The organism is Pseudoalteromonas sp. SR41-7, assembly GCF_014163935.1.
GTDB lineage: Bacteria > Pseudomonadota > Gammaproteobacteria > Enterobacterales > Alteromonadaceae > Pseudoalteromonas > Pseudoalteromonas distincta.
The window spans coordinates 30,313-52,669 of the sequence record NZ_JACJEF010000007.1; the positions used below are offsets into that span (position 1 = coordinate 30,313).

Sequence of the window (22,357 nt, forward strand, 5' to 3'; positions counted from 1 at the left end):
CTAAAAGAACACATCATACTAAATATTCATAAAGTATAACCTCAACAACAGAGTGAGTATTAACTAAAAAAGTAATCAAACTGAAGCGAATTGATAGGGGTGAGAGATGTTGGATTTGGATACTAAAAAGGTATGCTTTTAACATACCTTTTTGGTTATATTTAGCTTTTAATTACATTTATTAATACTTACATAAATACTTTTTAAAGTACCATTGCTGCAATCCAGCCAAATATCAGCAGCGGTATGTTAAAGTGAATAAACGTTGGAATAACAGAGTCTCTAATGTGGTCGTGCTGGCCATCGGCATTTAAACCCGATGTTGGGCCAAGCGTTGAGTCTGAAGCAGGAGAGCCTGCATCACCTAAAGCGCCCGCAGTACCAACAAGCGCAGCGGTAGCCATAACAGAAAAGCCAAGGTCTAAACATAAAGGAACAAACAAAGTTGCAATAATAGGCACTGTTGAAAACGAACTGCCAATTCCCATTGTAATTAATAACCCGACTAACAAAATAACACCGGCGGCCAAAGGTTTATTACCATCAAAAAGGGCGGCTGCGCTGTGTACTAAGCTTGCTACATCGCCAGTGGCTTGCATAACCGATGCAAAACCTTGTGCCGATATCATAATAAAGCCAATCATGGCCATCATCGCAACGCCTTTACTAAATACGTCACCGTTTTCTTCCCACTTAACTACACCAAAAACACTAAATATCATTACACCTACTAAGCCACCTAAAATCATTGAGCCACTTAGGTTTTGTGCAAGAAGTGAGGCAAGTACTGCAAAAAGCCCCACAATCATTACTTTTTTAGGGTTTTCTACCTCAGCAGATTTACTCACAGTTGTTAATGGGAGCTCGGTGTATTCGCGGCGTTTTTTGTAAGTAATAAATACCGCAATAAGCAATCCAATAAACATACCTAATGCAGGAATTATCATCGCCACAGGGACTTGGGTATTTACAATGTCTAGGCCGTTATCAACTAGGTTTTTGTGCAAAATCGAATATAAGTAAATACCCCCAAAACCATAAGGAAGCACCATGTAAGACGTTGCTAATCCAAATGTTAAAATACACGCTATAGCACGCCTGTCTAATCTTAACTGATTAAAAACAACAAGTAACGGCGGGATCAAAATAGGAATAAACGCTATGTGTACAGGGACTAAGTTTTGCGAAGAAATTGCACAACCTAAAATAATTAATAAAATGAAGTAACTTAAAAATGTTTCATTACCGCTGCCTTTTGCATTTACTTTAGCAAGTAGCTTATCAGCGAGAATGCGTGTTAAACCCGACTTAGAAATAGCAACGGCAAACGCGCCGAGCATAGCATAACTTAGTGCAATTTCAGCTCCAGCTGAAAGGCCAGAATTAAACGCATCAACACTTTCTTTTATGCCCAAGCCTGCAGTAAGACCTGCAACTAACGCGCTTATGATCATGGCAACAATGACGTTAACGCGAGCAAGAGATAGCCCGAGCATTAAAATAACGCCTATAACAACAGCATTCATAGTATTCTCTATTTGGAAATTTTAATTAATTTTATCAGATCTTTAGCCTGAGTTTTACGCTCTTTCGTAAAAGGTTTTTTACCATAGCGTACTTGGTTAAATAACTGCCTAAAAGTGTTTATAGATTGTGCAGAACGAGGAAGTTGATCAGCAAAAAAGTCTAACTGCTGACTCGGTGTTAAATTATCGGGTGTATTTATTTTTTGTTTTTTAGCCCATGCTTTTACTTCATAAAACTCTTTAACCATAGGCGCTAATTTAGACGGGCGTTTTGGCAAGTTTAAATAAATAAAATAACCTATAAAACAAAAACCAGCTGTTAGTAAAACCATTAATGGTACAAGCCAAATGTTTTTACTACCAAAAATCGATTTTAAAAAATCATTTTGTTTTTCTTCGTCAAAACCAAGTACCCAGCTAGACCATTGATAATCGAGGTTTTCAAGTTCCAACCTTAACCAATTAAAAGCGGGGAAATTACTTAAACTCACTAAACCAAAATCAAGGTTACTTTTAAATTCGTCATTCAGCTCTTCGTTTTGCGAAAGTGAGCCATTTAAACGCTCCGGAGCTACAACAGCGGTTGCATCAAAAATAACCCAACCTTCGTTTTGTAGATATACTTCTACCCATGCATGTGCGTCGTATTGGCGAACAGTGAGCGTATTATTATCTTGATTTAATTCGCCACCTAAATAGCCACTTACTAGTCGAGCGGGTATACCTGCGGTTCTAAAAATGTACGCAGCGGCACTGGCATAGTGGCCACAAAAGCCACGTTGATTATCAAATAAAAATTGATCTATGGTGTTATCGCCGCTCATAGGAGTGGGTGTTAATGTGTAAGTAAATCCCGTACCTGCAAAGTACTGTAATAAGCGATTATAAAAATCGCGGTCAGAGTGTGTATTTTGCTTTAAGTTTTTAGCAAGTGATGATGTTTTTACATTCTTTTTATTGGAGAGGTATTTGTAGCGTTTTTCTTCAAATTCGCCAAGCGGTAAAGTTGTGAAGTTAAAGCTATTTACATCGTATTGTAAGTTTTTAGCTTGGCGACTTTTTTTACGTAATAAACCTAGCGAATTACCTTCAACATTTGGTGAGTTACTACTGGAATACGCTAAACCATAGAGCCATTTTTGTGTAGCAGGCTCTGTAATAACTGAGTAGCTTGCAATAAGTTGCTCATCATTTTCGCTCTGCGTATTTGTTTTTACATTATTATATTTTAAAAAGTCAGACGTAAGCCACGCATTACCATTAAACTCATCATGGACTATTGCTCGCCAATAATAAGGCGCTACAGGTTTTTCTTCGTTAAATTTAGCTCTAAACACAAGTTCATCTGAGTTTGAAAGCTTTGCAATATCGAATGGATCGACTTGTTCAGAAAGCCCTGTTTTAGCAAGCTTAGGCCCAGGAAGCTGCCAAAAGGCGGGCATTTTTGGCAAAAAAAGCAGTAAAAATATAGCTAAAGGAAGCGCTAAAAGTAGCAGTTTACCGCTTTGTTTAGAGGCTATTTTTAAATTATGTTTGGACTCGAGTAAGCCAAGTACTGCAAAGTTTAATATGTATAAACTACTAACAGTTAAAGTCGTTAAAATGCTTTGGTTAAATAAATACACAGATGAGAGTGAAAAAAACGTAAGCGTTGTAATTACATGATAGTGTTTTTTGGTTTTAGCCTGTAGCAGCTTAAATAAACTAGCAAGTAGCAGCATGGCCACAAATAAAATAACCGTATCCGACATGCCTACTGTGTAGAGCATTAAACCGAGTGACACACCTGCGAGTATATTTGCCAGCCAAGCATTTGGCTTTGGTTTATTACTCAGCGTTATGTAAAAGTTCCATGCACAAATAAGTGAAAGTACACCAACAAAAACAAGCGGTAAATGTGATACAAAAAATACAATCAAACATGCATATATAAAAGACAGCGAATAATTTATTACTTTTTCGTTTTTAAGTATGTCCATTACACATCACCATTAAATGAGCATAAGAATTCTAAGCATTGCTGCTTATGTTGCTGTCCGGTATTTGTATTTATTGTTTTATTCGGTAGCTTTAACATAAAAGGGGTGTTTTTCTCGGTTGCTTCACACACTAAAAAGCATAACTGGCTTAACCGTTGTTCTGTATCTCCATTCATTAACGTAAAATCGAAGAGCGCATTCGCTGTTTTAAAGTCTACAAACTCTTTAACTAACAACTGCTGTGTTTTTGCGTAATGCTTCCACGACACTCTTTGCAAGCCCATCTCAGGTAAGTGTGGGATAAGAGACTCAAACTCTTCGCTACCAGATTGTGTAGAAATACCTTTATCGGCTTGCTCATCAAGCATAGAAACATGCGCGTCACAGTGAACCTGTTCAAGCGACGGGTATACAAATACATCTTGTTGTAATTGAATGTAGCTCCAAACAGTTATCAAACCAAAGGGATAGTTACTCGCTATTTTAATACGTTGCACTGAGTACTTACCGCGTGAGCTGTAGGGTAAGTTGAGTGTAAGTAACTGAGGTTTACTATCAACTTGGCCGGTATGTTTGTGAGTTTGCTCACTACCTTGATATGTTAAATTAATAGATTGGGTAACAGAAGGGCTTTGTAATTCAAATATAATACTCGGTTTTTGAGGAGCGTAGCTGTTAAATGCATCTTTAAATTTAACTGTTAAGCCTTTAGCGTTACTGTAGCCCATTAATACAGCAATAATCATTACCACAAACATAAGATAAGACATTATTAAAATTAAATTATTTTGATAATTAATGCCCATCACAAAGTTTAAAATAGCTACAACTATAAAATACCAACCAAGGGATGATGGCAATACATAAATTGTTCTGTGTTCAAGTGTAATTGAGTTTTTTAAATGTTTATTTTTTAATAACTTATTAAATACACTTTGCTTAAATGACTTAAATAAAGAAGGGCGCTTAGCTGTTTTTTTTGGCATAAAAGTTTATACCGGAACTAATACGTTTTTTAAAATATCGTTTACTTGTGCTTCACCTGACTCATTATGCAAACCTAATCGATGCTGACACACACTTACAAATACGGCTTGAACATCTTCTGGCATTACAAAATCACGACCATCAATAAAGGCCCACGACCTAGCTGCTTTAGCCAAAGCCATACTAGCACGAGGTGATAACGATGATGCAAAAGCGTTGCTTGTGCGTGTGTAATTAACAAGCTCTATAATGTAGTCAATAACCGGGCTACTTAAAGAAATTTGGCTTATCTGAGTTTGAATTGCCGCTAACTCTTGTTGGTTAATACGCTTAGGTAATTGGCTGTAATCTCGTTTTTGCATATTCAAAATTAAGCGTTTTTCGGCTTCTTTAGGTGGAAAACCTAAGCTAATGCGCATTAAAAATCGGTCTAATTGCGACTCAGGTAACGGGTAGGTACCTGATTGGTAAAGCGGGTTTTGTGTTGCAATCACAAAAAATGGATTTGGCAGCGTATATTTTTTTCCATCAACTGTTACTTGTTGCTCTTCCATTGCTTCAAGCAACGCACTTTGTGTTTTAGGCCCTGCGCGGTTTATTTCATCAGCTAAAACAACTTGGCTAAAAATAGGGCCTTTATGAAACGTAAAACTGTGCTCGGTAGAGTTAAATACATTAGTACCCAGAATATCAGCAGGGAGAAGATCACTGGTAAACTGTATACGCTGATACGATAAACCTAACACAGCTGACAATGCATGAGAAAGAGTGGTTTTTCCCATGCCAGGCAAATCTTCAATGAGTAAATGCCCTTCGCTAAATAAGCATGTAAGTGCCAGTTTTATTTGTTGTTGTTTACCAAATATAACACTCGAAAGATCTTCTATAATCGCAGTAACGGTACTATGCATGCTAACCTTATTATTATTCTATTATTTCTAGACGCTTCATTACAGTGTCTACTTTTTTTGTATTAAAAGGTTTTGCAATAAAACCTTTAGCGCCCATTTCCCACGTGTTTTGTACGTTTTCGAGACTATTGTGGCCCGAACACATAACAACATGAGTGTGCGGGTAAGCACTATTAATGTATTCCAATATCTCTGCACCGTTAGAGTCTGGTAAATCTACATCTACAAATATAACGCCTGGCGGTTTATTGTCCATAATAGGTTTGGCAGAGCTAAAATCAGCACTTTCTAATATATCTTCAAACCCTAAGTCAGTTAAAATTTGGTTTAGATAATCACGAATTTCCTTAACGTCATCAATAATGAGGATGGGCTCTAGCGGGCGAACAAATTCCATATGTAGGTTACTTCTATTTTGAATACATCTAAGTGCTTTAATACTAAGCTAACCCCATCATAAGCTCAAGAACGTTACTTAAAAAACACCAATAAATAAACTGTTTATAGGTTTGCCCAACAACGTATTTTTAAAGGATTATCTGCTCTCATATCTTCTACTAACTTATATTTTCATTAATTGTAATGAACAATAATGACGTATTCATAAGAAATTCCTTAATCCAATACAACATTCCATCAAAACTTGATGTAACAAATTTGCTACTTAACTTATTGATTCAAAAATATTTACATATGAATTCGATTTTTTGTAAACGTTTTGTAATAAAAAATCGTTGACCTTCTAAATTCATTCTGTGATTATGCTCAGCAGATGGGCTTATGCTCACAAGTGCAGTTTCATTAACCACTTAATGTTTTGCTCAGTCAGCCTCATCTATACACACTGAATTAATACCAATTTCATTAAATGAAAATGCAATTTAATAAAGTTGGCATCACACACCACACTAAATAAAGAGCTTATTATGTTGAATAATAAAAAGACTAAATTTGCAATTTCTCTCATAGCGGCAGCTATGGCTACATCGGCTCCAGCACAGGCTGATATTTCTGAATATTTAGATCGCGTTGACGTAGACTTTTTACTAATGCAAAACTTTCAGTCAATTCAGGCTAAAGATGGTGCATTTCGTCCAGAAGATGAAGAACAAGAATCAGGATTTGGCCGTATTAGAGCTAATCTAATGCTTAAATTTCATATTAACGAGTTCATCACTGCCGATATAGATATTGCAGAAGAGCCTAATGACTTTGGTGGCGAAGATCGTGACTTTTCATTTCACAACGATTTTGCAGGTGTTGAATTTGACTTACTAGGTCTATATGGCACACCAAAAGAAAACGCAAATTTAACACTGCGTTTGGGTAATATTGGTGGCTCACCATTTCAATTTAAAGGCTTTCAAGACGGCGCAGATAACCAAAGTAATGCACTTATTGGTAATGGTATTACCGATTACGCAACCGCAGAAAACGGCGCACAGCTAAGTTACAGCGAAACTTTCGATAGTGGTGTAGTACGTGCTTATAATGTTACAGGTCACATTACGACTTCAAGTTTCGGTGAAGCATTTCAAGAAGACAGAGGTTATAACTACCGACTTCAAGGTACTCTAGAATTTGAAGGTGGCTTTAAAGCAGGCTTAAACTTATTAAAAGCGAATCAAGGCGACCAGTTACGTTTTGAAAATGGCGTAGCAAGTCTTGATGGTGTAACCACAACAAACTATCGCTTTGGCGATGGTGAAAACTATAATTTCTCAGCGTCACCTTCAAACGAGCGTGACACTCACGTTGGCGCAATGCCAGGGCTTGAGCAATCAATCATCCAGCTTAACTTAGCTTATCAACCATCTGACGAAACTAGCTTAATTTTTATGGTTGGTAAATCGTCTGATGATTACACATTTGCAGATGCCGCTGGTAATGCAGTTGCCGGTATTACCTACTTTGGTACAAACGGCATAGCTGATGAAAATGGCACTACTTTTGATTCAAACAGTGTAATAGAAGGCGACTCATCGGTTGAGTACTTCGTGTTTGAAGCACAACAATATCTAATCCCTAAAAAGCTATATGTAGCGGCTCGTTATGCAGAAGCCGATAACACTTCCGACTTAATTGAACAAACAGACAACACAGTAGAGCGTATTCAAGTAGCCGCAGGTTACTGGTTTAACGATAAAACGCTTTTAAAAGTTGAGTATGTTAACCAAGAAGAAGGTGTTAATTCGGGCGGCCAAATCGGTAAAGGATTTGACGGCTTCACTTCTGAAATATCTGTTAAATTTTAAATCATTATCCAACTAGTCTAACTATTTAAACAAAGGACCTAAAAAGGCACTTTGCGGGCAGTTTTATGCGTTAAAACTGCCATAAATAGAATTGGTAATAGATTGAAATTTAATAGCACTTGTTAAAACATAACGTGTATGGGGAATACCCGATGAAAAATAAATTAATTATGCTCGCGTGTGGCTTTATAAGCATGGGCGCTGCGGCAAAAGAAACAATCACAATAGCGACTGTTAACAATGGTGACATGATCACCATGAAAGAATTAAGCAGTGACTTTACCAGCCAAAACCCGGATATAGATCTAAAATGGGTTACTCTAGAGGAAAACATTCTTCGCCAACGTGTCACAACCGATGTTGCAACAAAGGGCGGCCAATACGATGTTATGACCATAGGTACTTATGAAGTACCAATTTGGGGCAAGCAAAATTGGCTAAAAGAGCTGGATAATTTAGGTGAAAACTACGATTTAGACGATTTAATTCCGGCAATTCGAAGCGGTTTAACGATTAACGACAAGCTTTATGCTGCGCCATTTTATGGCGAAAGCTCAATGGTTATGTACCGCACTGACTTAATGGAAAAAGCAGGGCTGACAATGCCTAAAGCCCCAACATGGGACTTTATACGCAAAGCTGCTAAAGCGATGACAGATAAAAAAGAAGGTGTTTATGGCCTTTGTCTACGTGGTAAAGCAGGTTGGGGCGAAAACGTTGCGCTTATTACATCCATGGCAAATTCGTTTGGTGCTCGTTGGTTTGATGAAAATTGGAAACCTCAGTTTAATACCCCAGAGTGGGAAAATACCCTTCAGTATTATGTCGATGTGATGAAAGAATCTGGTCCTGCTGGTTCATCTGCAAACGGTTTTAATGAAAACCTTGCACTTTTTCAAACCGGAAAATGTGGTATTTGGATTGATGCAACCGTTGCAGGCGCATTTGTTACTAACAAAAAAGATTCAGAAGTTGCCGATAAAGTAGGGTTTGCACTTGCGCCAGATAATGGTCTAGGTAAACGCGGTAACTGGTTATGGTCTTGGACTTTAGCCGTACCGGCAAGCAGCAAAAAACCAGATGCCGCAATGAAATTTATTAGCTGGGCGACATCAAAAGAATACACTCAACTTGTAGCTGACAAAAAAGGTTGGGCAAAAGTACCGCCAGGTACACGTAAATCACTTTACAGTAATCAAAAGTACATGGACGCAGCACCGTTTGCGCAAATTACCTTAGATTCTATCCAATCTGCAGATCCTAAAAATCCAACCGTTAAACCGGTGCCTTATGTAGGTATTCAGTTTGTTGCTATTCCTGAGTTTCAAGGAATTGGTACAGCTGTTGGGCAACAATTCTCAGCAGCATTAACTGGCCAAATGACCGTTAAGCAAGCGCTTAGTACGTCTCAGCACCTCGTTGAGCGAACAATGCGTAAAGCTCGCTATCCTAAATAGCATGTAATGGGCGGGTAAGTACTCAAACTTACCCAATATTTTATGTCAATTCTATTTACTTGTTAGTTATAAACGCTATCAAGGGTTTCTGATTTTCACTTGATAGTTAACAAGTAAATAGAATTGGCTTTTTTAAGGTCACCTTTATGGCAACAACTAACTCGCGCACGCTTGCTCGGTTTATGCTTCTTCCAAGTGTAATTTTATTACTTGCTTGGATGATAGTTCCGCTGTGTATGACACTGTATTTTTCTTTTATTGATTACAACTTACTCGTTCCAGGGGATAAAGAGTTTGTAGGCTTTTTAAACTATGAATTTTTCCTAACTGATCCGGCTTTTTTTGAATCATTTTTTAACACGCTCTACCTAGTAACTGGGGTTTTACTTATCACTATTTGTGGTGGTATTAGCTTAGCTATTTTACTAGACCAAGCAATATGGGGACGAAACTACGTTCGCATTATGGTACTAGCCCCATTTTTTGTAATGCCAACTGTGTCGGCATTGGTATGGAAAAACATGCTAATGAACCCAGTTAATGGCTTATTTGCACACTTTGCTATTTGGCTTGGCTTTGAACCTATCGACTTTTTTGCTCAAATGCCGCTATTTTCAATCATCATAATTGTGTCTTGGCAGTGGTTACCGTTTGCAGCTTTAATACTGCTAACAGCAATACAATCACTCGACCGTGAACAATTAGAAGCGGCTGATTTAGACGGAGCTGGCCCATTTAGTAAGTTCTTTTACATCGTTTTACCGCACTTATCGCGCGCTGTAACTGCGGTTATATTAATCGAAACTATATTTTTACTGTCAATTTTTGCTGAAATATTAGTTACAACCAGTGGCGGTCCTGGTTATTCGTCAACCAATATAACGTACTTAATTTATACGCAATCGCTACTTCAGTTTGATGTAGGCGGCGGTTCGGCAGGGGGCATAGTTGCAGTTATTATTGCAAATATAGTCGCTATATTTTTAATGCGCTTAATTGGCAAAAACTTGGAGGGTTAATTATGACTATAAAAGATAGCCGTCGTTCCAAACTAATTTATACCATTGCTGCATGGACAATAAGCGGCATGATTTTCTTTCCAATTTTATGGACGTTAATCACCAGCTTTAAAACGGAAGCCGAAGCAATTTCAGCAAGCCCAAGCTTATATGCGTTTGATTGGACGCTCGAAAATTACCGCGATGTACTGTCGCGCTCGCCATACTTTAACCATTTTTGGAACTCTGTAGTTATATCACTAGGTTCAAGTTTACTGGGTTTATTAATTGCTGTACCTGCTGCTTGGTCTATGGCTTTTGTACAAACTAAAAAAACAAAGCATTTATTAATGTGGATGCTTTCAACTAAAATGTTACCACCAGTAGGCGTACTTATTCCGATTTATTTATTGTTTCGCGACTTTGCATTACTCGATACAAAATTAGGTTTGGTTATTGTAATGACACTCATTAACTTACCAATAATGGTATGGATGCTTTACACCTACTTTAGAGAAATACCAAACGAAATACTTGAAGCTTCTCGTATGGATGGCGCAACAATTGGTGAAGAAATATTCCATGTTTTATTGCCAATAGCCTTACCAGGTATAGCCTCAACGCTATTACTCAATGTTATTTTGTCGTGGAACGAAGCGTTTTGGACACTTATTTTAACCGCTGCAAATGCTGCACCTTTAACGGCATTTATTGCCAGTTACTCAAGCCCTGAGGGGTTATTTTACGCTAAGTTATCGGCAGCATCTGCCATGGCCATTGTGCCAATTTTAATACTTGGTTGGTTTAGTCAAAAACAATTAGTGCGTGGATTAAGTTTCGGCGCAGTAAAATAGGAGAATACACATGGGCAGCATCACACTAAAACAAGTCACTAAAAACTTTGATGAAGTAAACGTAATTAAACCGCTCGACTTAGAAATTAAAGACGGTGAATTCATCGTTTTTGTTGGGCCATCGGGCTGTGGTAAATCTACATTACTTCGTATGATCGCAGGTCTTGAAGATACCACCAGTGGTAATATAGAAATTGACGGCATTGACGCCACAAAAACACCGCCGGCAAAAAGAGGCTTGGCAATGGTGTTTCAATCTTATGCGTTATACCCGCATATGACCGTGCGTAACAATATTGCTTTTCCTTTAAAAAGAGCCAAGGTAAGCCCTGCAGAAATTGAGAGTAAAATTGCTAACGCTGCTAAAATTCTTAATTTGACCGATTATTTAGATCGAAAGCCAGGGCAATTGTCGGGCGGTCAGCGCCAGCGCGTAGCAATAGGGCGCGCAATTGTACGCCAACCTTCGGCATTTTTATTTGATGAACCGCTTTCGAATCTTGATGCGTCATTACGTGTAAATATGCGTTTAGAAATATCTGAATTACATAAAAGCTTAGCTACAACAATGGTTTATGTTACGCACGATCAGGTTGAAGCCATGACAATGGCAGATAGAATCGCGGTATTTAATGCCGGTATTATTGAACAGGTAGGCACACCTTTAGAGCTTTATAAAAACCCAGTAAACAAATTTGTAGCTGGTTTTATTGGCTCTCCAAAAATGAATTTTATAGATGCTCCACAAAATGAAAATGCGAATGTTAGTTGTATTGGTATACGACCAGAGCATATAACACTCTCTACTGAGCAAGGCACGTGGGCTGGTACTGTCGGTGTAATTGAACATTTAGGGTCGGAGAGCTTTTTACATATAAATATTGAAGGCAAAGGGACCGTAACAGTAAAAGCAGATGGTGATTGTCCGTTAAAATATGGCGACAGTATTTACCTAAGCGCACCGGATGATAAAGTATTAAAGTTTGATAATAACGGTTTAACAATTCGCTAAAGCCAATCTTTAATTACCTTAAATAGCACCTTTATAAGGGTGCTATTAACTAAATTCTAATTACATAATCCTATGAAACCTAGGTATTTTTTATTAAGGAATGGTATATTTAAAACTATAAATAACAAAAACGTTATTGATAAATAGATAATCCAAAATTAATAAAATAATTTATATAGCAGCACATATAATTAAAATTATGTAATGAAAATAAGGACTTAGTTTTCCTTCTATTTTAAGAGGTTTACGTGGTAAAGCTATCAAATACAGAAATTAGAAAGCTAGATGATGCAGCCAGAGCAGGGTGGTTATATTATGTTGGCGGTAACACACAAGATGAAATTGCCAAAAAGCTAAATATATCTCGTCAATCTGCACAAAGAATGGTCGCATTATCTGTGAGCCAAGGATTAATTAAAGTTAGACTTGACCACCCGATTGCTAAATGTATGGATTTGGCCGAAAAATTAAAAAGCCGTTTTGGGTTAGATTCGTGTGAAGTTGTACCGAGCGATCCATCTGAACCTTCATCTACATTAGGTTTGGCTCAAGCTGGCGCGGCAGAAATAGAACGTCATTTAAAATCAGAACAACCCAAAGTACTTGCTATGGGAACCGGTCGAGTTTTACGTTCATGTGTGGATGAGCTAAGAACCGTTGATTGTCCGCAACATAAAATTGTAGCCATGCTAGGTAATATGGCTTTGGATGGATCGGCTTCACCTTATGATGTTGTAGTAAGAATGGCCGAACACACCAATGCAAAACATTATCCAATGCCATTGCCAGTTTTACCAAGAAGCATTGAAGAAAAAGAACAGTTGCACGCACAACAAAATATTACCGGTAATTTAAAACTCGCTAAAGATGCCGATGTAACATTTGTGGGTATTGGTAGCTTAGGTGAAAAGTCGCCATTACATATAGATGGTTTTATTGATGCGCAAGAACTTAAAGAGTTACAAGATCTGGGTGCTGTTGGTGAAATGATTAGTTGGGTGTTTGATAAAAACGGTAAGCTTTTAGATTGCACAGTTAATCAGCGTGTAGCAAGTACGCCATTAAAAACAAATGCTAACAAACAGATTTATGCGATAGCTGCTGGTGAAGAAAAAGTGTTAGCCATTTTGGGCGCAGTAAGGTCAAACATGATCAGTGGATTAATTACTAACGAATATACAGCTGAGCGTTTACTTAGTATTGATTAAACAAATTGATAAATAAAGTATCTGTATTAGTAATACTAGTTATTGTAATAAAAACACTTAATGTCCGATACCGTCTAGTATTGGACATAGTAAGGGCGCATTTAGGCGCTCTTTCTATATATACATTAACTACCTATAATTTATATTATGTTAAATAGCATAAATAAATACGTAACCAAGTTACTCACCTTCATTAATTAACGTATAAACGCGATATTTTGACTATTTAATAAGCATTAACCTACTTATCTTAATAGTTAATGTTTTTCCCATTTACGCTATTAGCTTCTTGAACATATAAAAATACCGCTTGGTTATTAATATATCCAAGCGGTATTAACAATAACTTCCTAGTAGATATTTCATCCAGTAAAATTCAAGATGTTGAATTTAATGGCTTTTTAACTATCCTACTGATGTACTTGCTGAGACTTTAGAATTTTTTATCATTCATGAATTCACTAATAAGCTCAGATACTTTATCTGGATACTCATCAACAACCCAATGTGCGGCTTTATCTATCCAAACCAATGATGAATTTTGAATTGCTTCTTCTAACATTGGCGCATATTTTGGCTTTTGAAATTTGTCTTCTTCACCCCATAATATAAGTGTTTCATGAGGTAAGCTTTTAAGATCGCCTGCAATAGCTTGTGTATATTCTTTATTGAGTCTGCGCATGTTACTAAATAAAGCGGCTTTTCCTTGCTCATTGCTCCATGGTTTTAAGTATATTTCCATTAACTCTTCAGTCATTACGCTAGAATCGTATACACCTTTAGGCATGAAATCTCTTAATGTATCAATAAATTCAGCTACACTTGTCTTTTCTTCTACACCAGGTTCTAGCAAAGGTTCAAATTCTGGTATTGGCCAAGAATCAAAACATACACTATCTATTAAAACTAATCCGTTTATTTTATCAGGATGATTTACCGCCATTAATTGAGCAACACCACCACCAATATCATGTGCAGCAATATTAACTTTAGAAATACCGAGCTCTTCCATAAACTTACACATTATTCTACATTGCGCATTTATAGATACATCGGTGTTAATTGGCATATCTGATTCACCAAAGTTTAGTAAATCAGGCGCTATTACTCGATGTTCTGATGCGAGTTTGGGCATCACATTTCGCCATAAAAATTTGTTAGTTGGTATGCCATGTATTAATAATAAAGGTGTGCCTTGTCCCATTTCTTGATAAGCAATTTGATGACTTTCTACTGTAACGTACTGTGTTTTGCTCATAATTTTGCCTCGTTAACTTTAAAAATTATAATGTTTAATAAACTATAAAATTAGAATATAACCTTATAAAGCAAATTCCATCCCAAGATGTGCATTTATTAATTATTAAAAAATATTAATGTTTTGAAAGTTAAACCCTTGTGATACGTGGGCTCTAGGCTAAATAAATTTACTAACTTTATAATATTACAGCGTTTAATAATTGAGATTATTAACCGCTTTAAAAAGTGTGAAACGATGACTCGTATACATGCAACAATTACAAAAGCGTAGTTTGTAATAATTTAAAGTAATTATTCTTATTAAAGGATTTTTACAAATTTAAATATATTAAAGGTTCATATACACAAAAGCACTAAATAAATATTAGTCTTTAAAAAATTATAATTTAATTTTTTAATAAGCTATAAATAAAAATAGTTAACCGCCCTACTGTTTCTATTTATCATTCCAAGAAAGTTCTAATATTTTCAATTAATACGCTTTGCTTAACTGGCTTTAACAAAAGACCGTTAAACCCAAGCTTCACGTACTTATTATTACTATTTTCGTTTTCACTAAATGTATGAGCTATAATTTTTGTTGCTGATGCGTCAGCATGCTTCCTGATTTTTAGCATTGCATCAGTGCCTGTAAATTGCGGCATTACTATATCCATTAAAATAATATCGTAAATATTTTGAGAAACCATCAATAGCGCCTCTATAGCACTTGATGCGAAATCTATTAAAATATTTTCTTCATTAAGCATTTTTCTTATTACTATTTCTATTAGTAAGTCATCATCTACTAAAAGTAGTCGTTTAGTTTTATTTATTGGCGTTACTTTAAACTCGATAACTTCTGCCATATTTTCATTAATGTTTTTCATTTATTACCCCAGCGGCTTATCTTTTTAAAATACGTGTTATTTGGTTTATTAAAACACCTTGTTTCACCGGCTTTAATAACATGTCATCAAAGCCCTGATTTACATATTTAGATTCTGTATCGGGTGTCGATGTATGCGCAATTATTTTAGTTTTAGAATTATCACTGTGTTTTTTAATTTTTAACATAGCGTCAGTTCCCGACAATTCTGGCATTACTATATCCATTAGAATAATGTCGTAACTATTTTGCGAAACCATCAACATAGCCTCTATCGCACTGCATGCGTAATCTATAATGATATTCTGATCTTTTAGCATTGCCCTAATCACAATTTCTACAAGTGGATCGTCATCAACAAGTAGTAGCGTGTTTTGGTGATTTTTAGTCACTAAACTCGCTTTTACTAAATCAGTATTTAATGAGCTACTTGGTACTTTTTGCACATTGTCTTTATCTTGCTTCGTTACTTTGTTTACCAGCATAGAAAGCGTTATCGTTGATTTATTCGCGTTACTACTTACAGTTATCGCTTTACCACCTAACATTTTAAATATTGAGATAAAAAACTTTAACTCTAATGAAACGTCTTTATCATCTATGAGACGTGCTATATCATCACCCGATATACTTTTAAGCTCAGTTATAAAGTAACTACTGTCGATTAAATTGCTTAATGAAAAGTCTAGGTGTAAGTAATTACGGTTACTTTCATTTTTAATCTGAGCGTTAATAGATAGCGTTGTATTATTTGACGAATCCAAAACCTCTGTCACTAACTGAATAACCAATTGAGAAATTAACTTTTCATCGCTTACCACGGTTAACCCAGGCGTAATATTATTTTTAAGAACTATTTTTTTGTTTTCAGCTTCTTTAGTTAAAATCGAAATATTATTATTGATCATATGATTCAGGTTAACGTTTTTGGCCTGCAGTTTTAACTTACCTATTTCCGATTTATTTATATTTACGAGTTGTTGAATTACACTTTCGAGCTGGTCGCATGCATCAGAAATATTCCCCACATTGTTTTTAAATTCGTTAAAGCTTATTGGATCTTTAGATATTTCAACTAATGACTTTAAAGATGATAAAGGCGTTTTTAATTGACGGCTAAGCCTTGTAACAAATTTTTCTTTTAATTGATTTGTCTGTTTTGATTTTTCAAGAACATCAGCGAGTAAACATTCTTTTTGATGTGGCTCTGTATCATCTCTAAAGTAGCAAACGAAACCATTAAAATCTGTATGTCTTTGTAATACAGTTATCCACTTCCCGTCTGTAAAACCTATATCTATTAATTGGTTACGATCATCATCAAGCTTATGATGTTCATGGTAGTGATTTATAATATTATTCTGCTGCGCAATACTTACCAGCTGGCTATACGATAGCTGACTATTTTGTTTATTCACTTGTGCAAATAAAAGGTTAAATGCATTGTTGGTGATCACAGGAAATTCGTGGCTATTAAAAATAGCAAACCCATGCGGCAGTGCATCAAGAGAACTTGAAAAAAGCTCTTCTCTATTGAGTATTAACTGATTTTTTTGTTTTATTTCGTTGTGTAAACGTCTTGGCAAACGTAAAAAATAATACACAAAGGCAAATACACAAAAAGAGATTAACCCTAATCTAATTAAACTATATTTAGTTATTTGTGGGCGTACTATTTTATTCATAGGTTGCACATGTAAGCGCCATGTAGGTGGAAAACGACTACTTAAAGCGCTAATACTATTTTTAATTATACTCGGGCTAACTTCTCCTTGTTTTCCTAAAGTAAACTGTGGTGTTACTATAAAAACGTTATAATTTTCAGTGTTTAATTTGCCAATAACGGCTTTTAAAAACTTACTTAAATCAAATGCTGTAAGTGTATAAATAGATCCTTGTTTAATTTTTATTTCAGAAATTAAGAAGGCCGTATCTGCAACAGTAAATACTTCTACTGCTTGTTTATTCGCTCTATTATTGAATTTTTCTAACCAGTTTTTAAATCCATACGCGGCTAAATCAAAATTATTTTTTGACCAAAGTGCAAGTTGGTTATACTCAGAATCAAACACAATATACCCTTTATAAGTTAAGCTTTGTGAAACCTGACTCTGTACTAAATCATTAAGCTGCTCTTTTGTATAGCTATTTTGGCTTTGTAAAAAGCCTGCGATAACTAAATCTTTTTGCGATATATATAACCCTTGATTATCAAATCGCTCTAAAGCATTAAATAACGTTTTACGTAATTGCTGAGTTTGTTCATTGTAATTACTTTGCAGCTCCTTTTTTTCTATAGTATAAAGCAGTAATGCAGTGAATGAGCATAATACTAATGCAATTAAGAATGCCACGGGCGCTAAACTAAATACATGAATATACTTTTCCCCATAATTTTTTTTCACAGGATTAGTACTTTGATTACTTACTGAATCTGAATTTTTATTTAACTGTGTCTGCAATAATTGAGCAAATGAAATAAACTGATTTTTTTGTGAACCTATTAATGTTTTAGGTGCTAAATCAGCCATCAGCACTACGCCAATTAATTTATTAGTGACACTATAAATTGGATATTGTGCATAAAAGCGAATTAATTTGTGCGTGTTGTTTGATACATCATCAAAAAAAGTATCTTCAAATAAATATAGTTTTTCTTGTGTGCAGCGTAGTTGATAGCTTAATAACTCATTTTCGACACTTTCTTTATCGTTGCAGGTTATTAACTGCTCTGAATAAACCTCTCTAAAATCGATAAATTTAACAATTGGAACATCATAAAACTGTTTTAGTAGCGTTAGCGTTTCTTTAATTTCTGTTGATATTTCATCAGTTGGTGTATCTGCTAAATTAGCATGTGAGGTAAATATATTAGAGGCGTTCATTGACGTTCTCCTTCCCCTTTTGGGGGAGTATGTATCCACGTTGTCCTGTTTTGGCCGCTATGTACTGGCAGTAAAACTTTAAATGGTGGCGTTAAACTACTAAGAGCAGGTTCGCCTGTGGTGATATTAATTACTTGTTCTGCATTAACTAAATTAAGTGATGTTTTGCAATATGTAATACCTGGCTCAATCCCTATTAAGTTCAGTGTTTCACTAATGATAAGGTTATTTACTAAATCGATACCGACCAGCTCAAATGTGGTTTGTAAAATAGTGAAAACAAGTGTTTCTACAATGTTTTCATCATCTTCTAAGCGTGTACCTTCTGGGCAGCATATTGTGCCAAGCTCTATATCAACGTTTGTGCCTATACCTACTAATGAAAGCGCATTAAGGGCTGTATTTAAAAGCGGTTCTACCTGAGGTAAATATAAATCAAGTATGTCACCTTGCGATTCGTACCCTGTTTGGCATGTATCACACGATTGTGATAAACCTTGATCGCTTGTACCTAAAAGTGGATTTCCTAAAGCTGTTACTCCAACTAAACAACTGCTGTCGGCTGGTTGCTTATCTATTTCAAAGCTTTCACAAGGTGAGCCTGTTACTACTTTTTGGGATACATAACGAGATAGAATTTGTTCACTATTAGCAGGGCATTGTTGTGGCGTGCTCCTTAATAACTGACCAATAACGCTGTTACCTAACTGCCCTATTGCGTAATTTGGACCTTGCTGCAGCGCATTTATATAACTTACATTACCGGTATTATTTAACTTGCTGACACCTTGGCTGTCTGTTGCTTCGTCGCTTAAGCCCTTTAAACACGGGTTACCTTGGCAATTTGGAGCATCGTAATAAACAGCTTCTCGCGAGGTAAACCTATCATCTCTTATGCCTATTAATGCCCTGTACGTGTTGTTTGCTCCACGATCTGTATAAAAAATGAGTGGTGCTTGATGCTCATCAAAACTTACTGCAATACCGAGTGGTCTATTGTTAGCATCAACTACAGTAATTTGATTATCTACCTTAGTTTGATGGCGCTTAATAAGGGCATCCCTTACTAAAATCACCCCACCAATTGAGCCAATAATTAAAATAGTTATAATTAATATAAGCTCAATAGTAAGTATGTACCCTTGTTGATAATGCTTTTTCATATAAGGCTCCTATAACACTTCTACAAGCATTTTAAGTACGTTCATTACTTGTAATGCTGCGGGAAAAAACACCAATACCAAAAACATCGGAAAACAAATTAAGATAATGGGAAAGGTTGTGTGCATCGCTTTTTTGTTTACCTTTTTAGCGAGTAAAATGTTCTTTTTTAAAGCTAGGCCTTCAAGTTGAGCCTCTACTGCTTGGATAAGTGGCGTACCAAGTTTTGACCCTATTAACATTAAGTTTGCGAGTTTTTTAATTCCTAATACGCCGGTTCTTTCAAAAAGTGAATTAAATGCAAATTCACGATCTTTACCTGCACTTAGTTCGAATAAAAATAACTTTAGCTCTTTGTATAATGGGTGTTTTTGACTCAATCCATGATCAACCGCCAGTGCAAATGAACGTTCTAACGAAAACCCGGCGCGCATGTAAACCAGTAACACCCGTAAAAAAAACTCTAAGCTGTTATTTATAGTGGTTTGACGTTGATTTTTACGTAATAAAAACCAGCATTCGGGTGCAAAAAAACACATAAAACACAGTAATAATTTAATCGATTGGCTCAGCTCATACCCTGTTAGCTCTATAACCGTAAATGCACTAAAAGTAGCAGCCACTTTAAAGCAGTACAGGCTTATTAATATTTTATTAATTTGAATCCCTGCTTGTCTTAGTTGACGTTTAGAGATGATAATTAGCGCATACCAGTTAATGTTTTTAGTATCGGGTTTATCTAATTCGACTTTAAGCGATTGCCTATGAATATGGATAAATGAGCCCATACTTACTAAAAGCCCGATAAGTAAAAGTATATCAATCATAATGTTACCCTTAAGCTAAGGCGTAGCCATAAAAAGCCAAATAGCTGACAAAGAAGCGCAACCGTTATAAATGCAATCCCATTAGGATCGTTTAATAATGGTTCAAACCAGGTTGGATCGGTATAGCTAAATAAAGGAATTAGTGCGTAAGGTAAAAAACCACTAAACACAGCAGCGTATTTAGTACCGGAAAGCTTAGCTTTCAGCTGTTGGCGGTCGAGAGTTATTAGCGACATCATGTTGCATACGCTTTTTAGCATGTCGGTCAAATCGCACTGGCTTTGTGTATGTGTAATGATGCTATGAGCAAACAATCTTACGGTTTCGCAGTTGTATCTTTCAATTAATGGGGCAAACGACGTTTCGGCATCACTACCCATGCTCATGCGTTGTATTAGTAAGGTGCTTTGTTTTTTTATATATGGGTCTGCATGTTCATCAGCAAAGTGCATTGATTGCTGTAGCGATAGCCCTGTGCTTAAACACGATTGTACGGTTTCAATAAATTCTAAAAAGTGATGCTCAAATTTTGCTAATTTATAATGAGCCAAGTCAATCACAGTTATAAAACAGGTTACAAAGACCACGATTGAAATAATAAACGCGCTGGTTGATGCCTCTGGGTAATATAATTTAGCTAAAAACCAGGAGCTACTAGAGAGCGAGCACGCCATGCTTATAAACCAGGCGTTACTAATATTTAAACCAAGCACTCGTAGTGACAGAGTAAGGACATCTTTTTCTTCTAAAATATCTGCTTTTTTAGCGCTTTGGTTGCTTTTATTATTCACATACAAAGAAGCCAATACACTCGCAGCCAGTACAAAAGTTATAACCGCCGCAATAGCTAATAAATAATCAAGTTTAGTCATTGTTAGCCTCCGGGTTATTGTGCAGTAATGCTTTCAATTCTTGTGCATTTGCGCCTTGACCTTTCATAAACTCAATAACACTTGAGTTATCTATTAAATCACTTTGTACTGGTTCTGCTTCGTTAATACTATAAAGCGGGCTAAATTGTGCCCCGCCATTAACACGCTTAATTTCACCAATACTTTTTAGAGTGCGGATGCCATTAGTTGAGCGAGAAACATGAACTATGAGCTGAATACTCGACGCGATTAGCGAACTTGTATGGGTATCGCTCAGTTGTGCATTGTGTAACTGCACTAAGGTAGATAAACGAATAACGGCATCATTTGCACTGTTAGCATGTATGGTCGTCATCGAACCTTGGTGGCCACAGTTCATTGCTTGGAGCATATCGATTACTTCGCCTGAGCGTACCTCACCTACAAGTATTCTATCTGCGCGCATTCTAAGGGCTGCTTTTACTAAATCTCTTAGGCTTACTGCACCTTTACCATCGCTGTTAGTGTCGTGGGCTTCCAATTGCACAACATGGTTGTGATGCAAATTAAGCTCAGCGCTTTCTTCAATGGTTACAACACGTTCGTTTGGATTAATTGAGTTGGCAAGTACGTTCAATAATGACGTTTTACCAGCCCCCGCATTGCCACAGACTAAAATATTAACGCCTGTTTTAACTGCACTTTTTAAAAATAATAAGATGTTTTTATCTAAAAAATGGTTATTAACTAAAAAGTCATCGTTTATTTTTTTATGATTAAACTTACGAATAGACACGATAGCGGCGCCGGTACACGCAGGCGGTACAATAATATGAACACGGCTACCATCTTTTAATTTGCCATCAACAATTGGCATAAGCGCATTTACCTGGCGACCACAGCCATCAAGTAAGCGATCAACAAATCGGCGTAAATGGCGTTCGTCATCAAACTTACTGGCTGTGCAAAGTAGTTTGCCTTGCTTATCAATCCAAATATCTTGCGTGTCGTTTATTAAAATATCACTTACCTGATCGTCCAGCATAAACTGTGCAATAGGACCCAGACCCTGAATTTCATCAAATACAGCCTGAACAACCTGCTCTTTTTGATGCTGATTAAATGAAGATTGATTAAATTGTGGAATTTCACTGCACAATGCAGAGATTTTTTCGAGAACATTACTTGATAAAAGCGCGGTTGGTTCTTGTTCGTACTCTTCGATAACGGCATCATGCAATAGCTTTTTAAGCACTTCAAAGGTACTTAAACTGGTTTGAACTTCTTCATGTTTGCTTGATAAATTAAACATAAAAAC

Annotated in this window: 18 protein-coding genes; 6 read left to right on the forward strand and 12 right to left on the reverse strand. The window is 36.2% G+C overall.

The genetic code is table 11. The annotated features are described in order from the left end of the window. Positions 1-203 precede the first annotated feature (203 nt). From H5092_RS11305 to H5092_RS11325, 5 genes are read right to left on the reverse strand one after another with little or no spacing between them, the layout of a single operon-like run. Positions 204-1,526 (reverse strand): Na+/H+ antiporter family protein, encoded by a 1,323-nt coding sequence (locus H5092_RS11305; RefSeq protein WP_096793083.1) that lies wholly within the window; start codon positions 1,524-1,526, stop codon positions 204-206. A gap of 8 nt (positions 1,527-1,534) precedes the next feature. Further along, the gene (locus H5092_RS11310; protein WP_182733520.1) at positions 1,535-3,505 is read right to left on the reverse strand and encodes a DUF3488 and transglutaminase-like domain-containing protein; all 1,971 of its coding nucleotides are present in this window, start codon (positions 3,503-3,505) and stop codon (positions 1,535-1,537) included. After that, positions 3,505-4,491 (reverse strand): DUF58 domain-containing protein, encoded by a 987-nt coding sequence (locus H5092_RS11315; RefSeq protein WP_182733521.1) that lies wholly within the window; start codon positions 4,489-4,491, stop codon positions 3,505-3,507. Before H5092_RS11315 ends, H5092_RS11310 begins: the two co-directional genes overlap by 1 nt. A gap of 6 nt (positions 4,492-4,497) precedes the next feature. Further along, positions 4,498-5,403 (reverse strand): MoxR family ATPase, encoded by a 906-nt coding sequence (locus tag H5092_RS11320; protein ID WP_182695959.1) that lies wholly within the window; start codon positions 5,401-5,403, stop codon positions 4,498-4,500. 13 nt (positions 5,404-5,416) lie between these two features. Further along, positions 5,417-5,800 (reverse strand): response regulator, encoded by a 384-nt coding sequence (locus H5092_RS11325; RefSeq protein ID WP_002960883.1) that lies wholly within the window; start codon positions 5,798-5,800, stop codon positions 5,417-5,419. Positions 5,801-6,329: 529 nt separating this feature from the next. Between H5092_RS11325 and H5092_RS11330 the strand changes: the two genes are divergently transcribed. The 6 genes from H5092_RS11330 to H5092_RS11355 all read left to right on the forward strand — a co-directional run bounded on the left by H5092_RS11330 (position 6,330) and on the right by H5092_RS11355 (position 13,187). Then, positions 6,330-7,658 carry a hypothetical protein gene (locus tag H5092_RS11330; protein ID WP_165723449.1) on the forward strand — a complete coding sequence of 443 codons (1,329 nt, stop codon included), beginning with the start codon at positions 6,330-6,332 and terminating at the stop codon, positions 7,656-7,658. Between the two features lie 152 nt (positions 7,659-7,810). After that, positions 7,811-9,115: a sugar ABC transporter substrate-binding protein gene (locus tag H5092_RS11335; RefSeq protein ID WP_007377152.1), complete on the forward strand. Its 1,305-nt coding sequence runs from the start codon at positions 7,811-7,813 to the stop codon at positions 9,113-9,115. Between the two features lie 146 nt (positions 9,116-9,261). Then, entirely contained in the window at positions 9,262-10,134 is an 873-nt protein-coding gene (locus H5092_RS11340) for a carbohydrate ABC transporter permease (protein WP_182733522.1), read from the forward strand. 2 nt (positions 10,135-10,136) lie between these two features. Next, complete coding sequence (locus H5092_RS11345) at positions 10,137-10,967, forward strand: carbohydrate ABC transporter permease (protein ID WP_002960878.1); 831 nt, start codon at positions 10,137-10,139, stop codon at positions 10,965-10,967. 10 nt (positions 10,968-10,977) lie between these two features. Next, the gene (locus H5092_RS11350) at positions 10,978-11,979 is read left to right on the forward strand and encodes an ABC transporter ATP-binding protein (RefSeq protein WP_182715476.1); all 1,002 of its coding nucleotides are present in this window, start codon (positions 10,978-10,980) and stop codon (positions 11,977-11,979) included. 248 nt (positions 11,980-12,227) lie between these two features. Continuing rightward, positions 12,228-13,187 (forward strand): sugar-binding transcriptional regulator, encoded by a 960-nt coding sequence (locus H5092_RS11355; RefSeq protein WP_002960874.1) that lies wholly within the window; start codon positions 12,228-12,230, stop codon positions 13,185-13,187. A gap of 433 nt (positions 13,188-13,620) precedes the next feature. On the opposite strand, the gene H5092_RS11360 is transcribed toward H5092_RS11355, so the two are convergent. The 7 genes from H5092_RS11360 to H5092_RS11390 all read right to left on the reverse strand — a co-directional run bounded on the left by H5092_RS11360 (position 13,621) and on the right by H5092_RS11390 (position 22,351). Beyond that, a complete protein-coding gene (locus H5092_RS11360; RefSeq protein ID WP_182733523.1) occupies positions 13,621-14,445 on the reverse strand; it encodes an alpha/beta fold hydrolase in 825 nt (274 codons plus the stop codon). Positions 14,446-14,890: 445 nt separating this feature from the next. After that, positions 14,891-15,316, reverse strand: a complete 426-nt coding sequence (locus H5092_RS11365; protein WP_182715478.1) for a response regulator — start codon at positions 15,314-15,316, stop codon at positions 14,891-14,893. A 16-nt stretch (positions 15,317-15,332) separates the two neighbouring features. Beyond that, positions 15,333-18,200 (reverse strand): hybrid sensor histidine kinase/response regulator, encoded by a 2,868-nt coding sequence (locus tag H5092_RS11370; RefSeq protein ID WP_182715479.1) that lies wholly within the window; start codon positions 18,198-18,200, stop codon positions 15,333-15,335. Further along, complete coding sequence (locus H5092_RS11375; RefSeq protein WP_182733524.1) at positions 18,197-19,363, reverse strand: hypothetical protein; 1,167 nt, start codon at positions 19,361-19,363, stop codon at positions 18,197-18,199. The genes H5092_RS11370 and H5092_RS11375 overlap by 4 nt, the downstream gene beginning before the upstream one ends. 9 nt (positions 19,364-19,372) lie before the next feature. Further along, positions 19,373-20,188, reverse strand: coding sequence for a type II secretion system F family protein (locus tag H5092_RS11380; protein WP_182733525.1), 816 nt, complete (start codon positions 20,186-20,188; stop codon positions 19,373-19,375). Next, positions 20,185-21,060: a type II secretion system F family protein gene (locus tag H5092_RS11385; RefSeq protein ID WP_182733526.1), complete on the reverse strand. Its 876-nt coding sequence runs from the start codon at positions 21,058-21,060 to the stop codon at positions 20,185-20,187. Before H5092_RS11385 ends, H5092_RS11380 begins: the two co-directional genes overlap by 4 nt. Beyond that, positions 21,053-22,351, reverse strand: a complete 1,299-nt coding sequence (locus tag H5092_RS11390) for a CpaF family protein (RefSeq protein WP_182733527.1) — start codon at positions 22,349-22,351, stop codon at positions 21,053-21,055. Before H5092_RS11390 ends, H5092_RS11385 begins: the two co-directional genes overlap by 8 nt. Positions 22,352-22,357 lie beyond the last annotated feature (6 nt).